This window comes from Streptomyces sp. NPDC033136 (assembly GCF_055578235.1).
This window is the reverse complement of sequence record NZ_JBVIPD010000019.1, coordinates 121283-135396: the sequence shown is the minus strand read 5'-3', so window position 1 is coordinate 135396 and position 14114 is coordinate 121283. Positions and strand designations below refer to the sequence as shown.

General features: G+C 73.4%; 13 protein-coding genes and 1 pseudogene. 4 read left to right on the top strand and 10 right to left on the bottom strand.

From position 1 onward, the window contains the following. Positions 1-16: 16 nt before the first annotated feature. A pseudogene (locus ACZ5TL_RS29140) lies at positions 17-280 on the bottom strand (DUF6597 domain-containing transcriptional factor); the annotation flags it as partial. 506 nt (positions 281-786) lie between these two features. On the opposite strand from ACZ5TL_RS29140, the gene ACZ5TL_RS29135 reads away from it, so the two are divergent. Continuing rightward, positions 787-1557 (top strand): class I SAM-dependent methyltransferase, encoded by a 771-nt coding sequence (locus ACZ5TL_RS29135; protein ID WP_468593503.1) that lies wholly within the window; start codon positions 787-789, stop codon positions 1555-1557. On the opposite strand, the gene ACZ5TL_RS29130 is transcribed toward ACZ5TL_RS29135, so the two are convergent. Next, entirely contained in the window at positions 1468-2031 is a 564-nt protein-coding gene (locus tag ACZ5TL_RS29130; protein WP_468593502.1) for a Fur family transcriptional regulator, read from the bottom strand. The genes ACZ5TL_RS29135 and ACZ5TL_RS29130 overlap by 90 nt on opposite strands. Before the next feature lie 221 nt (positions 2032-2252). Between ACZ5TL_RS29130 and ACZ5TL_RS29125 the strand changes: the two genes are divergently transcribed. Together ACZ5TL_RS29125 and ACZ5TL_RS29120 are read left to right on the top strand one after the other, a co-directional pair. Then, positions 2253-3161 carry a polysaccharide pyruvyl transferase family protein gene (locus tag ACZ5TL_RS29125; RefSeq protein WP_468593501.1) on the top strand — a complete coding sequence of 303 codons (909 nt, stop codon included), beginning with the start codon at positions 2253-2255 and terminating at the stop codon, positions 3159-3161. 104 nt (positions 3162-3265) lie between these two features. Next, on the top strand, positions 3266-3586 hold the full coding sequence (locus tag ACZ5TL_RS29120) for a DUF3040 domain-containing protein (protein WP_468593500.1): 321 nt from the start codon (positions 3266-3268) through the stop codon (positions 3584-3586). A gap of 48 nt (positions 3587-3634) precedes the next feature. On the opposite strand, the gene ACZ5TL_RS29115 is transcribed toward ACZ5TL_RS29120, so the two are convergent. From ACZ5TL_RS29115 to ACZ5TL_RS29105, 3 genes are all read right to left on the bottom strand, one after another. Further along, complete coding sequence (locus tag ACZ5TL_RS29115) at positions 3635-4612, bottom strand: glycosyltransferase family 9 protein (protein WP_468593499.1); 978 nt, start codon at positions 4610-4612, stop codon at positions 3635-3637. A gap of 121 nt (positions 4613-4733) precedes the next feature. Beyond that, on the bottom strand, positions 4734-5333 hold the full coding sequence (locus tag ACZ5TL_RS29110) for a D-glycero-alpha-D-manno-heptose-1,7-bisphosphate 7-phosphatase (protein WP_468593498.1): 600 nt from the start codon (positions 5331-5333) through the stop codon (positions 4734-4736). Beyond that, positions 5330-6334 carry a glycosyltransferase family 2 protein gene (locus tag ACZ5TL_RS29105; protein WP_468593497.1) on the bottom strand — a complete coding sequence of 335 codons (1005 nt, stop codon included), beginning with the start codon at positions 6332-6334 and terminating at the stop codon, positions 5330-5332. The genes ACZ5TL_RS29110 and ACZ5TL_RS29105 overlap by 4 nt, the downstream gene beginning before the upstream one ends. 281 nt (positions 6335-6615) lie before the next feature. Between ACZ5TL_RS29105 and ACZ5TL_RS29100 the strand changes: the two genes are divergently transcribed. Continuing rightward, a complete protein-coding gene (locus tag ACZ5TL_RS29100) occupies positions 6616-7056 on the top strand; it encodes an SRPBCC family protein (RefSeq protein ID WP_468593496.1) in 441 nt (146 codons plus the stop codon). A gap of 79 nt (positions 7057-7135) precedes the next feature. Here ACZ5TL_RS29100 and ACZ5TL_RS29095 read toward each other — a convergent pair whose 3' ends face one another. The 5 genes from ACZ5TL_RS29095 to ACZ5TL_RS29075 all read right to left on the bottom strand — a co-directional run bounded on the left by ACZ5TL_RS29095 (position 7136) and on the right by ACZ5TL_RS29075 (position 13863). Then, positions 7136-8287, bottom strand: a complete 1152-nt coding sequence (locus tag ACZ5TL_RS29095) for an XdhC family protein (RefSeq protein WP_468593495.1) — start codon at positions 8285-8287, stop codon at positions 7136-7138. Positions 8288-8336: 49 nt separating this feature from the next. Continuing rightward, complete coding sequence (locus ACZ5TL_RS29090; protein ID WP_468593494.1) at positions 8337-9794, bottom strand: NCS2 family permease; 1458 nt, start codon at positions 9792-9794, stop codon at positions 8337-8339. Positions 9795-9953: 159 nt separating this feature from the next. After that, the gene (locus tag ACZ5TL_RS29085; protein ID WP_468593493.1) at positions 9954-12380 is read right to left on the bottom strand and encodes a xanthine dehydrogenase family protein molybdopterin-binding subunit; all 2427 of its coding nucleotides are present in this window, start codon (positions 12378-12380) and stop codon (positions 9954-9956) included. Positions 12381-12382: 2 nt separating this feature from the next. Further along, positions 12383-12964: a (2Fe-2S)-binding protein gene (locus tag ACZ5TL_RS29080; protein ID WP_468593492.1), complete on the bottom strand. Its 582-nt coding sequence runs from the start codon at positions 12962-12964 to the stop codon at positions 12383-12385. After that, positions 12964-13863: an FAD binding domain-containing protein gene (locus ACZ5TL_RS29075; RefSeq protein WP_468593491.1), complete on the bottom strand. Its 900-nt coding sequence runs from the start codon at positions 13861-13863 to the stop codon at positions 12964-12966. Before ACZ5TL_RS29075 ends, ACZ5TL_RS29080 begins: the two co-directional genes overlap by 1 nt. Positions 13864-14114: the final 251 nt, after the last annotated feature.

Here is a 14114-nt window from a genome sequence, read left to right as displayed (position 1 = left end):
CGACCAGCTCGTCGCGGACCGCGGAGACCGGAGCGGTCAGGAAGGGGTGGACGCCCGCGGGCCGGAACGCCACCCACACGACGGCCCGCTGCTGCGCCGGGTCGATCAGTGCCGGCTCCGTGTACGGCCCGTGCACGGCGGCGCCCCGGGTACGCCGGTCCGCGCCTCGCAGCGGGGAGGAGGACAGGGCGTCCCCGTCGAGGTTGACCAGCAACTGCGACCCGCCCGTCGGCAGGGCCAGCTCCGCGGAGTGCGCGAACCGTCCCTCGGCATAACCCATCGCGCCGATCAGCGGCACCAGGGCGCGTACCGACGGCCGGACCGTGAGCGAGACGGGCGCCTCATCCGCCGTACGAGCCATACGTCCAGCGTACGGCCGGGCGACGCCGGTACGGGCTGCTAGACCGCCAGCCACACCGCCCGGTCCGGTGCCGGCACTCGGCCCTCGACCGGTCCGTCGGCCAGCAGGAGCGCGGAGTGCTCGAGCAGTTCGTACGGCTCGGTGGAGAGGTTGACCACGCAGGCGCATGATGTCGTGGCCGGACAGGCCCCAGGTGGCCGGTGCGCCCACCGCGCCCAGCATGCCGAGGGAGTCGTCGATGACCGCCCGCAGGACCGTGCGCGGCACCTCGTGCTGCCGACCCAGGTGATCCCCGGGAGCACCACCGCCCCGTCTCCCGACCCGCGCAGTGCGCCGGACTCCCCACTGCCACCGGGCTGGAGGAAATCGCCGCACGCCGACGGCGCCCCCTGCCTAGACTCGGCCGAGACGAGGCGGGCTGCCGTATGACCACCGGACAGAACACGGTCGGAGGCGTCTTCAGCGCGGGAGCGGAGGAGTTCCACCGCTGGTCCGGGGCGCTGTGGGACCCGGTCGGCGAGGCCACGGCCGGCGGGGAGTCCGTGCTGGACGCCTGTTGCGGGGCCGGGGCGTCGGCGCTGCCGGCCGCGCGGGCGGTGGGTGCGGCGGGGCGGGTGGACGCCGTGGATCTGGCGGACGGGCTGCTGAGGATCGGTGAGCGCCGGGCGCGGGACGAGGGCCTGGAGAACATCCGCATCCACCACCACGACGTCACCTCGTGGCCCGTGCCCGGCGATGGCTACGACGTCGTGCAGTGCGCGCTCGGCGTGTTCTTCTTCCCGGACATGGACCGGGACGCCGCGGCGCTGACCCGGATGCTGCGTCCCGGTGGCCGGTTCGTCGTGACGGTCTGGGAGAAGGGCGCGCTCGACGGCTGGCGGTCGGCGCTCCGGGACGCGGTCCTGACGGAGCGCGACCTGCCCCGTCCGCCGCAGCGGGAGCAACTCGCCCGGATCGACACCGCCGGCACCCTCGCGGCCTGGCTGAAGAACCTCGGCGGAAGCGAACCACGGGTCGTCCGGCGGCGGTTCGACGCCCCGCTGTCCCCGGACACCGCCTGGGTCCTGGCCACCGGCAGCGGCACGCGCGGAATGCTCGCCGGGCTGTCACCGGCCGCCGTGGAGCGGGTGCGCGCCGAGTTCACCGCCCGGCTCGGCGTACGCGTCCCGACCGGTACGGCCCGCTTCTCCGGCTGAGCGTCCGGCCGGGCGGGGCTGTGGGCAGGAGGGGGTGGCCGGCCGGGGCCCGCACGGACCGCAGACGCCGCTCAGTTCGAGGGTGTGCTGCAGTTCCGTGAAGCCCGTGGCCTCGGCGAGCCGGGCGGCCCACTCCTCGACGGCCTCCGCGTCCACCGGCCGGCTGCGCCCGCAGCGGCGGCAGATGAGGTGGTGGCGGTGCTCCCCGGCCGGCCGCCCCAGATAGAGCCGCTCGCCGCCCTCGTCACGCACGACGTCGACGAGTCCGGCGCGGTCCAGTTCGCGCAACGTGCGATAGACGGTCGTGAGCCCGACGGTGCTGCCGGAGCCGGCCAGCAGCGCGTGCAGTTCCTGCGCGGAGACGAACTCACGGCAGCGGCCCAGGACATCGAGCACGGCCCGGCGCTGCCGGGTGCTGCGCAGGCCCGGCGTCGAGGCGCGCCCCGCGACCGGACCCTCCTCCGCTTCGCCCATCACGGGACTCCTCGTCGACCGGTGCGTCCGTCGGCACACCATGCTAGTTGAACATGGTTTTCACGTCGACGACCGTTTCGGCCCCTTCGCGCGCCGCCCTCGTTCAAACCGTTGACGAGTACATGAGCCCCACCTGTCTTCTGACCCACTCAAATGCGCGTAATGCCCTGATTGTCTTCCCGGTGGGCGGGCACTCAGGGCATGTGCAGACACATGAGCGGATGCGACCGGGCAGAGTTCTGCTGACCGGGTGGTTCAGCTTCCGGGACGGGGAGGCGACCGCCGGGGACGTACTGGCCCTGCGCCGGGTGGAGGACGTGCTGCGGGGAACCGGCATCCCCTACGACGTCGCCTGGAATCCCCGCTTCCGTCCGGAGGCACTGCATCTGGACCGGCTATGGCCCGAGGACTACACCCACCTGGTGTTCGTGTCCGGCCCGCTGTACGGGCCGCAGGTCGAGGAGCTGCACCGGCGGTTCGCGCACTGTGTGCGGATCGCGGTCGGCACCTCGGTCATCGACCCCGGCAGCACGGCCGTGACCGGCTTTGACCGGGTGCTGCCCCGGGACGGGCCCGACAGCGAGCCGGTGGAGGACCTGGCGGCCCGCGCCCCTCAGGTGCCCGCCCGGCCGGTGGTCGGGGTGATCCTGGCGCACGGGCAGGAGGAGTACGGGCGGCTGCGGCGGCACGGGCAGGTCGCCGAGGAGGTGACGCGCTGGCTGGCCACGAAGGACTGCGCCCGGCTGGAGCTGGAGACCCGGCTCGACACGCACGACTGGCATCTGAGCGCCACGCCCGCGCAGCTGCAGTCGGTGCTGGCCCGGCTGGACCTGGTCGTCACCGACCGGCTGCACGGGCTGGTCATCGCCCTGCGGGTCGGCACCCCGGTGCTGGCCGTCGACCCGGTGGCGGGCGGCGCGAAGCTGACCGCTCAGGCCCGCGCCTGCGGCTGGCCCGCGCTGGTGCCCGCCGAGCGGCTGGACGTGCGGCAGCTGGACCGCTGGTGGGACTGGTGTCTGACCGGCGGCCGGGTGACCGCGCGGCAGATCCGCGACGGGTTCCGGGAGGGCACCGTGCCGGACAGCGCGGACCGGCTCCTCGATGCGCTGGCCCGGCCGGTGGCCGGTTAGCTCCGGGAAGCCATGGGGCACCCGCTGGAACATCCGTCGCTGTACTTTCCCCGCCGCACTCCCCCGGGAGGAGTGACGGTCCGGCCCGTCCGGAAGGAGAGAGCGTGTCCATCGGCCGACTTCCCGATCACGAGCAGCGCATCCTCGAGGAGATGGAGCGCGCCCTGCGCCGCGACCGCCGCCTCGACCGCCGGCTGCGAACCCTGCGGCTGAGCCGCCTCCCCGAACCCGCTCACCTCCTGGCCCGCCTGGCCGCCTACCGCCCCCGTGTCCGGACCGTGGCGGTCCTGTTCGCGGTGTCGACCGGCCTGATGGTGGCCGGGGTCGTCACCTCCGAGCCGGGGGTGATCTGGGCGTTCGCCGCTCTGTGGCCCCTTACGCTGTTCGCCCTGTTCCGGCTGATGTGCCGGCGGCGCGGGAGCTGAGCGCCGGCGTCCGCGTTCCCCGACTCCGCCGCGGTGGAGGCCCTCCCCTCACGCGGGCCGGGCGCCGGGCAGTGCGTCCACGGCGCGCAGGACGTCGTCGGGGGTGATGCGCAGGAGCGCGGGGTCGGGAGTGCGGCCGTGCGGGTCGCCCTCGGGGCCGTACCACAGCGCGCGGTGGCGTGTGCCGGGCGGCGGGCCCCAGCGGCTCGGCGCGACCGGGCCGAAGAGCGTGACGGTGCGGGTGGCGTAGGCGTACGCGAGGTGGGCGATGCCGGTGTCGCCGCTGATCACGACGGACGCGTCGGCGACGAGCGCGGCCAGCCGGCCGAAGGGCAGGCCGCCGGCGAACACGTCGGTGTCGGGCAGGCCGGCCTGCTTGGCGAGTCGGGCCACGAGGTCGTCCTCGTCCGCGCCGCCGGTCACGACGACCCGCAGGCCCCGGGCGCGCAGTGCGGCGGTGACGGCCGCGTACCGCTCGACGGGCCAGCAGCGGGCCGGTGACCCGGCGCCGGGGTGCAGGACGACCGCGCCGGGTGCCGGGGAGGCGGTGCGCGGACGGGGCAGGCACAGGTCGGCCGGGTCGGCGTCGATGCCATAGGCCCGCAGCAGCCGGCACCAGCGGTCGCGCTCGTGCTCCCACGCGTACCAGGGCGGGCCGTCGATCTCGGGCAGGCCGGGGTGGGCGAAGGCCAGCAGCTTGCGCGGGCGCAGTCCCATGAGCAGCCGGTGACTGGGGGGTCCGTTGCCATGCAGGTCGACGGCGACGTCCGGTGGCGGGCCGCTCCAGTCGAGCGTGCGGGGCACGGCCCGGCCGGGCGCGGAAGCGGGCAGCAGCCGGTCCACGGCCCCTGTCGCCTCCGCGACCGGAGCCAGGCCGGCGGGCGCGGCCAGCACCAGCTCGTGCCCCGGGTGGGCTCTCCGCAGGGCGCGCAGCGCGGGGACGCCGGCCAGGAGGTCGCCGAGACCGAGGGCGCGCAGGACGAGGAGGCGGGGGTGTGCGGGTTCCGGCACCGTGCCCGATGTCATGCCAGCAGCCTGCCGTACGGGCGGCGCGTTCGCCGCCGCTGACCCGCTCATCGGGTGCCGCCCGGGGGCGCCTCGCCCGGCCGCCCTCAGCGCTGCCGACGGTCCGGCGTGTCGGCGGCCGTCACGCGCGTCCGCCCGCTCCGGGGCCGGTCGTGAACGCCTGCTGGATGGGGCGTTCGTCGGCGAGGACCCTGCCCTTCGGCGGTCCGTCCGGCAGCGCGCGGACGGCGGTCAGCAGGTCTGGGGCGACGTGGTCCGCGTGCGCGGACTCCTCGGGGCGGGTCCGCCCGTTCGGGACGAGGATGCCGTGGGCGCCCGCCCGGCTCGCGGCCTCCGCGTCGGCGCCGCGTCCGGTGATGACGACGAGGCCGGTGGGTCCGGTGCAGACGCGCCCGGCCGCCCACAGCAGCATGCCGGGCTGGGGTGGACGGCAGTGACAGCCGTCGTCGGGGCCGTGCGGGCAGACGGCGAACACGTCGAAGGGGCCGAGGAGTTCGTCCATCCGGTGGTTGACGCGGCGCACGTCGGCGTCGGTGAGCAGCCCGCGCGCGACACCGGGCTGCTGTGTGACGACGCCGGTGCGGATGCCGCGTGCGCGCAGCAGGGCGAGGGCCTCGCGGGCGCCGTCGTGGGGGCGTACGCGGTCGGGGTCGGCGTTGTGGGGGACGTCCTCGACGAGCGTGCTGTCGCGGTCGAACAGCACGGCCTTCACCGGGCTCACGGGGTCATCTCCTCCTGCCATGCGGGGGTGTGGCGGTGGCGCCAGGCGCCGGAGATCCGGTGCCAGGTGGCGGCGGGCGGGATGAGCACGCTGGTCGCCAGCACGGTCGTCACCTCGTGGCGGGTGCGCGGGCCCGGGGCGATGCGGGTGCGGGCGAACTCGGCGGTACCGGCGGCCCAGCCGAGCGCGCAGGCCGCCGCGCCCCGGGGGCGCCCGGCGGCGGCGAGGGCGCACGCGGCGACACCCGCCGTGGTGATCGCCGCGTGGGCGCGGATCCGCCCGCGCGGTGCGACGGCCTTGTCCCACCAGTCGGGGCCGTGCAGTTGCCGCATCAGGGCGTCGTCGGCGTTGCCGCGCTGCTGGCGTACCGACACCCAGCGGGAGGCGGCGGGCCGTACGGGGTGCCGGGTGGTGCGGCGGCCCTGCCGGATGCGCAGGCCCGAGCCGAGGACGCGCAGGGCGAGGTCGGCGTCCTCGCGGAAGGCGCGCCGGAAGCGTTCATCGAAGCCGCCGACCTGCTGGAGGACCTCCGTGCGGTAGGCCATGTCGGCGGCGGTCCAGTGGGCGCGGGCGAGCCCGGCGGTGCCGCGTTCCCAGTCGGTGGGGCGGCGCTCGCCGGGCAGGGGCACGGCGATGACGCCCTGGATCCCCGCGACGTCGGGGGGTGCCTCGGCGAGGTCCCCGGCCAGTTGGTCGCACCAGTGGGGGCCGACCTGGACGTCGTCGTCGAGGAACACGGTCCACGGCGCGGTGACGGCGCGCAGGCCGGTGTTGCGGGCGGCGGCGGGCCCACGACCGCCGCCGCCCAGCACGGTGGTGCGCTCCCGGAGATCACCGAGAACGCTCAACGGGTGGTCCAGCGGTCCTGGTTCGGGGTCGGGCCGGTCGTCGACGAGGACGATCTCCTCGGGGCGCGGCCCGGTCGCGGCGGCGAGCGCCGCGAGACAGTCGGCGAGGGAGTCCCGGACGAGGGTGGGGATCACGACGGCGTACGCGGTCATGCGGGCGGCCCTCCCTCCGGCGGCGCGGGGACGTCAGGTGCAGGCGAGTGCCGCGGTACGGCCCTCCCAAACACCCGGCCGGTCCGGCCGGGGACAGCCGGGGACAGCCGGGCACGCTATACACCACATATATACATGCTGTGTACAGTCTCGGCGTTTGTTCTCCGGCCAAGAGGAACGGGGCCTTGTCTTGGTGACGCTGCCGCAGCTGCCGGCACCGGGGCAGGCGGAGCCGTGGCGGGTGTTCCGATGGCTCCCGGCGGGTTCCCTACGATCGGAGGGTGGCGAATTTCCTGCTCGAACGCACAGTCCCGCTGCCTCTCGACGAGGCGTGGCGGCGGATCACGCGGTGGCCGCGGCACGGCGAGGCCGTGCCGTTGACGGTGGTGCGGGTGGTGCCGCCCGGGGCGACCCGCGCGGGCACGCTCGTCGTGGCCCGCTCGGGCGCCGGGCCGCTGGCCTTCGACGACCCGATGGAGGTCACGGTGTGGCAGCCGCCGCAGGACGGGGGCCCGGGAAGGTGCCGGCTGGAGAAGAGGGGGCGCGTCGTCCTGGGGTGGGCGGAGCTCGAGGTGCGGCCGGGGCCGGGCGGGCGTACCCGTGTGGTGTGGCGGGAGGAGATCCGGGTCCGGTTCGTGCCGTCCGTCTTCGACGGTGTGGTGCGGCGCTCCTCGCGGTACGTGTTCGGGCGCGCGCTGAATCGCCTGCTCCGGCGCGCGTGACCCCGGGGAACGCGGTCGGCGGGGAACGCGCCCGTGTGGCCTTCGAGGAGCCGTGGGAGGCCGGTGGCCTGACGGTTCCTCAGGCCACCGACCCGATCCGCCCCACGGTCTTCGGCTCCGGCTCGTGGTGGATCGGCGTGTGGGCACCGGTCAGCGGGACGCCGCTGCCGCCGCGCCGGGCGGCGACGATCTCCGATGCGATCGACAGGGCCGTCTCCTCGGGCGTACGGGCCCCGAGGTCCAGGCCGATCGGCGAGCGCAGCCGGCTCAGCTCCAGCTCGGTGACGCCGGCTTCGCGCAGGCGTGCGGTGCGGTCCAGGTGGGTGCGCCGGGAGCCCATGGCACCGACGTACGCCACCGGCAGCCGCAGCGCCAGTTCCAGCAGGGGCACGTCGAACTTGGCGTCGTGGGTCAGGACGCACAGGACCGTGCGGCCGTCGACGTCCGTGTGCTCCAGGTACCGGTGGGGCCAGTCGACGACGACCTCGTCGGCCTCCGGGAAACGCGCCCGGGTCGCGAAGACGGGGCGCGCGTCGCACACCGTGACGTGGTAGCCGAGGAACGTGCCGACGCGGACCAGGGCGGAGGCGAAGTCGATGGCGCCGAACACGATCATGCGGGGCGCCGGGACCGAGGACTCGACCAGGACCGTGAGCGGTGCTCCGCAGCGAGAGCCCTGCTCCCCGATCTCCAGGGTGCCGGTGCGGCCGGCGTCCAGGAAGGCGCCCGCCTCGGCGGCGACCGTGCGGTCCAGCTCCGGGTGGGCGCCGAAGCCGCCGGTGTGGGAGCCGTCGGGGCGGACCAGCAGGGCCCGGCCCGTCAGTTCGCGCGGGCCGGACACGATCCGCGCCACCGCCGCCGCCTCCCCACGGGCGGCGGCGGTGAGCGCGGACGCGATCACCGGCCGGACCGGATCGGCGGCCCGCACCGGGGTGACCAGGATGTCGATGACACCGCCGCAGGTCAGGCCCACGGCGAAGGCGTCGTCGTCGCTGTATCCGAAGCGTTCCAGGACGGTCTCGCCGTCCCGCAGCGCCTGTGCGCACAGTTCGTAGACCGCGCCCTCCACGCAGCCGCCGGAGACCGAGCCGATCGCGGTGCCGTCGGTGTCCACCGCGAGCGCGGCCCCGGGCAGGCGGGGCGCGCTGCCGCCGACGGCCACCACGGTGGCCACGGCGAAGTCACGGCCCTGCCCGACCCACCGGTTCAGCTCCTCGGCGATGTCCAGCATCTGTCGGTCTCCTTAACAGCGTTCGTGCGGAGGGCGGTTGCCGAGCCGGCTAGTGCACGCCCATCCAGCTCTCCAGGGGGTTGAGGGCGAAGAAGACCACGAACACCGCCGTGAGGATCCACATGAAGGCGCCGATCTCGCGCACCGTGCCCTGAGCGGCCTTGATGGCGACGTACGAGACGACACCGGCGGCGACGCCCGCGGTGATCGAGTAGGTGAACGGCATGATCACGACGGTGAGGAACACCGGGATCGCGGTCGCCCGGTCCGACCAGTCCACGTGCCGCGCGTTCATCATCATCATGGCGCCGATCACCACCAGGGCCGCTGCCGCGACCTCGCCGGGCACGATCGCCGTCAGCGGGGTGAAGAACAGGCAGGCCGCGAAGAACAGGCCGGTGACGACCGAGGAGAGACCCGTGCGGGCACCCTCGCCCACGCCCGTCGCCGACTCCACGAACACCGTCTGGCCCGAGGCGCCGGACACGCCGCCGATCGCCCCGCCCGCGCCGTCGATGAACAGCGCCTTGGACAGGCCCGGCATCCGGCCCTTCTCGTCGGCCAGCCCGGCCTCCGTGCCGACGCCGATGATCGTCGCCATGGCGTCGAAGAACCCGGCGAGCACGAGGGTGAACACGATCATGCCGACCGTCATCACACCGACGTCGCCCCAGCCGCCGAACTCGACGTCGCCGAAGGCCGAGAAGTCGGGCAGGGAGACGGCACCGCCGTGCAGTTCGGGGGCACCGCCGGCCCACTGCTTCGGATCGATGACGTCGAGTGCGTTGAGGACGACGGCGAGCACGGTGCCGCCGGCGATGCCGATCAGGATCGCGCCGGGAACGCCGCGCGCCTGCAGCATGAAGATCGCGAGGAGGGTGGCCGCGAAGAGCAGGACGGGCCAGCCGGCGAGTTCGCCGGCCGGGCCGAGGGTGACCGGGGTCGCCTCGCCCTGGTGGACGAAACCGGCCTTGTAGAAGCCGATCAGGGCGACGAACAGGCCGATGCCCATGGTGATCGCGTGCTTGAGCGCGAGCGGGATCGCATCCATGATCATCTCGCGCAGGCCGGTGACGACCAGCAGCATGATGACCACGCCGTACATCACGCACATGCCCATGGCCTGCGGCCAGGTCATCTGGGGGACCACCTGCGAGGCGAGCACGCCGGAGACGGAGAGGCCGGCGGCGAGGGCGAGCGGCACCTTGCCGAAGAAGCCCATCAGCAGCGTGGTGAGGGCCGCCGCGAACGCGGTCGCGGTGATCACGGCCTGCTGGCCGAGCGTGGCCCCGGCCGCGTCCTTGCCGGACAGGATCAGGGGGTTGAGCAGGAGGATGTACGCCATCGCCATGAAGGTCGTGATGCCGCCGCGCACTTCACGCGCGACCGTGGACCCTCTGTGGGATATGTGGAAGTACCGGTCGAGCCACGACCCGCCGGCCGGGACGCGGTTGCCTTCGCCCGCGTCGTCGGCTGCGGTCGTCGGCTCGAGTGACTGCTGGGTCATGTGGGCCTGCTCCCAAGGTTCATAGGGACACCCGCGGACGCCTTCGGCGATCGCGGGATTTGGGGAGGGGTGCACGACCCGGGGGACGGCCCGAGACGAACAGGCGGGCCTGGGGGACGAGGTCCCCCAGGTGACTCATCGGTTCAGCCCCCCGGAGGGTCACGTACCGGTGAGGTGTTCCGGCCGTACCGGCGTCCGGTTCAGCTCCAGCCCCGTCGCGTCCCGGATCGCCGCGAGGACGGCCGGGGTCGACGACAGGGTGGGGGCCTCGCCGACGCCGCGCAGCCCGTACGGCGCGTGGTCGTCGGCGAGTTCGAGCACGTCGACGGGGATGGTCGGCGTGTCGAGGATCGTGGGGATGAGGTAGTCCGTGAAGGAGGGGTTCTTGACCTTCGCCGTCTTCGGGTCGACGACGATCTCCTCCATGACGGCCACGCCCAGGCCCTGTGTCGTGCCGCCCTGGATCTGGCCGAGCACGGACAGCGGGTTGAGGGCCTTGCCGACGTCCTGGGCGCAGGCCAGCTCGATGACCTTCACCAGGCCCAGCTCGGTGTCGACCTCGACGACGGCACGGTGGGCCGCGAAGGAGTACTGCACGTGCCCGTTGCCCTGCCCGGTGCGCAGGTCGAAGGGCTCGGTCGGCCGGTGCCGCCACTCCGCCTCGACCTCGACGGCCTCGCCGTCCAGGACGTCGGCCAGGTCGGCGAGGGCCTCGCCGCCGTCGGTGACGACCTTGCCGCCCTCCAGGAGCAGCTCGGCGGTCGCCCAGGCCGGGTGGTACGACCCGAACTTGCGGCGGCCGATCTCCAGGACCTTCTCGCGGACCAGCTCGCAGGAGTTCTTCACCGCGCCACCGGTGACGTACGTCTGCCGCGAGGCCGACGTCGAACCGGCGCTGCCCACCTGGGTGTCGGCCGGGTTGATGGTCACCCGCGTGACGCCCAGCTCGGTACGGGCGATCTGCGCGTGGACGGTGACACCGCCCTGGCCGACCTCCGCCATGGCCGTGTGCACGGTGGCGACGGGCTCGCCGCCCACGACCTCCATGCGGACCTTCGCGGTCGAGTAGTCGTCGAACCCCTCGGAGAAGCCCACGTTCTTGATGCCGACCGCGTAGCCGACCCCGCGGACGACGCCTTCGCCGTGTGTGGTGTTGGACAGGCCGCCCGGCAGTTGCCGTACGTCGGCGCCCTCGCTGGACTCCCACTGGCGCTCCGGCGGCATCGGCATCGCCTTGACGCGGCGCAGCAGTTCGGCGACCGGGGCCGGGGAGTCGACGGGCTGGCCCGTCGGCATGATCGTCCCCTGTTCCATGGCGTTGAGCCGGCGGAACTCCACGGGGTCCATGCCGAGCTTCGCGGCGAGCTTGTCCATCTGCGCCTCGTAGGCGAAGCACGCCTGGACCGCGCCGAAGCCGCGCATGGCGCCGCAGGGCGGGTTGTTGGTGTAGAGGGCGATGGCCTCGATGTCCACGTCGTCGACCACGTACGGGCCGACGGACAGGGAGGAGGCGTTGCCGACGACCGCGGGCGAGGCCGAGGCGTAGGCGCCGCCGTCCAGGACGATGCGGCACTTCAGGTGGGTGAGTTTGCCGTCACGCGTGGCGCCGTGCTCGTAGTGGAGCTTCGCGGGGTGGCGGTGGACGTGCCCGAAGAAGGACTCGAACCGGTTGTAGACGATCTTGACAGGCTTGCCGGTGCGCAGCGCCAGCAGGCAGGCGTGGATCTGCATCGACAGGTCCTCGCGGCCGCCGAACGCGCCGCCGACGCCGGACAGCGTCATCCGCACCTTGTCCTCGGGCAGGCCGAGCACGGGCGCGATCTGGCGCAGGTCGCTGTGCAGCCACTGGGTGGCGATGTAGAGGTGGACGCCGCCGTCGTCCTCCGGCACGGCGAGGCCGGACTCGGGGCCCAGGAAGGCCTGGTCCTGCATGCCGAAGGTGTACTCGCCCTCGACGATGACGTCGGCACGCTCGCGGGCCGCCACCACGTCGCCGCGGACGATCGGCTGGCGGTGGAGGATGTTGGGGTGCGGGACATGGCCGCAGATGGGGGTACCCCCTGGACCGGAGCTCGTCGGAGGCCCTTGGGGGAGGTCGTCGCGGTTCTCGTGGACGAGGATCGCGTCCGGGGCGGTGGCGGAGGCCTCGTCGGTGATGACTGGCAGTTCCCTGTACTCCACCTTGATCTTCGCGGCGGCCCGGCGCGCGGTCTCCGGGTGGTCGGCGGCGACGATCGCGACCGGCTCGCCGTGGTGGCGGACCTTGCCGTGGGCGAGGACCGGGGTGTCCTGGATCTCCAGGCCGTAGTTCTTCACGTCGGTGGGCAGGTCGTCGTACGTCAGGACGGCGTGGACGCCCGGCATGGCCAGGGCCTCGCTCGTGTCGATGGACACGATCTCGGCGTGCGCGACGGTCGAGCGGAGGATCTGCCCCCACAGCATGTCCTCGTGCCACATGTCGGACGAGTACGCGAACTCGCCGGTGACCTTGAGGGTGCCGTCGGGGCGGAGCGTGGACTCGCCGATGCCGCCCCTGGTCCGGGAGCCCTGGGTGATCTTCGTGGGGGTTCCGCTGGGAGAAGCCATGATCAGACCGCCTCTCCCTGCCGGGCGGCCGCCAGGCGGACCGCGTCCATGATCTTCTCGTAGCCGGTGCAGCGGCAGAGGTTGCCCGACAGGGCCTCGCGGATGTCCGCGTCGCTCGGAGTCGGGTTGCGCTCCAGCATCTCGTCGGCGGCGACCAGCAGCCCGGGGGTGCAGAAGCCGCACTGGACGGCGCCGGCGTCGATGAACGCCTGCTGGATCGGGGAGAGTTCGGTGCCCTCGCCGGTGTGCGAGTCGCTGCCCTCGGGCTGCCACCGCTGGGCGTCCTGCAGCGTCGGACCGCACGCGCCGCTCGCCCAGCCGCCCTCGGAGCGCTGCTTGGCGTAGTCGGCGAGGCCCTCGACGGTGACGACCTCGCGGCCCTCCACCTGTCCGGCGGCAACCAGGCACGAGCACACCGGCACACCGTCCAGCCGGACCGTGCACGAGCCGCACTCGCCCTGCTCACAGGCGTTCTTCGAGCCCGGCAGGCCGAGCCGCTCCCTCAGCACGTACAGCAGGGACTCGCCCTCCCACACGTCGTCGGCTTCCTGCGGACGGCCATTGACCGTGAAGTTGACGCGCATTACGCGGCGCCTCCCTTTCGATGAGCGATGCGGCCGGCGTCGCGGTAGGACTCCCAGGTCCAGGTCAGCGTGCGGCGGGCCATGACGCCGACCGCGTGGCGGCGGTAGCTCGCGGTGCCCCGGACGTCGTCGATCGGGTTGCAGGCTGCGGAGCACAGGTCCGCGAACTGCTTGGCGACCGACGGGGTGACGATCTTCCCGTTGTCCCAGAAGCCGCCCTCCTCCAGCGCGGCGTTCAGGAACTCCTCGGCTGTCCTGGCCCGGACGGGGGTCGGGGCGGCCGAACCGATGCCGGTCCGCACGGTCCGTGTCCCGGGGTGCAGCGCCAGCCCGAAGGCGCACACGGCGATGACCATGGCGTTCCGGGTCCCCACCTTGGAGAACTGCTGTGGCCCGTCGGCCTTCTTCACGTGCACGGCCCGGATCAGCTCGTCGGGCTCCAGCGCGTTGCGCTTCACGCCCGTGTAGAACGCGTCGATCGGGATGCGCCGCGACCCGCGCACCGACTCGGCCTCCACCTCGGCGCCCGCGGCGAGCAGGGCGGGGTGGGCGTCGCCGGCCGGGGAGGCGGTGCCGAGGTTGCCGCCGACGCCGCCGCGGTTGCGGATCTGCGGGGAGGCGACCGTGTGCGAGGCGAGGGCGAGGCCCGGCAGTTCGGAGCGCAGGTTCTCCATGATCTTCGTGTAGGGCACGGAGGCACCCAGCCGCACGCTCTCCTCGCCCACCTCCCACTCGGAGAGGTCGCCGATGCGGTTCAGGTCGAGGAGGTACTCGGGCCGTCGGTGGTCGAAGTTGATCTCGACCATCACGTCGGTGCCACCCGCAATCGGCACAGCGGTGGGGTGCTCCGCTTTCGCGGCGAGCGCCTCCTCCCAGCTGGCGGGGCGAAGGAAGTCCATGACCGGCTCTCTTCTTCGTCTTCTCGTGGGGCGTTCAGATTGAGCCAATCCGTGTGCGGCGGTCCCGGCTCGTTCATGTGCTGTTCACGCGTTGTGGTCCCAGTACACAGCGCCGTGCTCCGGCGAGTCAGTCACGGAAACCATGAAGGAGTTGGCTGGCCACGACGGGCATCTTGTAGATTCGTATGAACGGAGGCCATCCGAAACCTCCTCGTTCTCCTGTGGAAACGCGCGACTCGGCCGCGTGACCT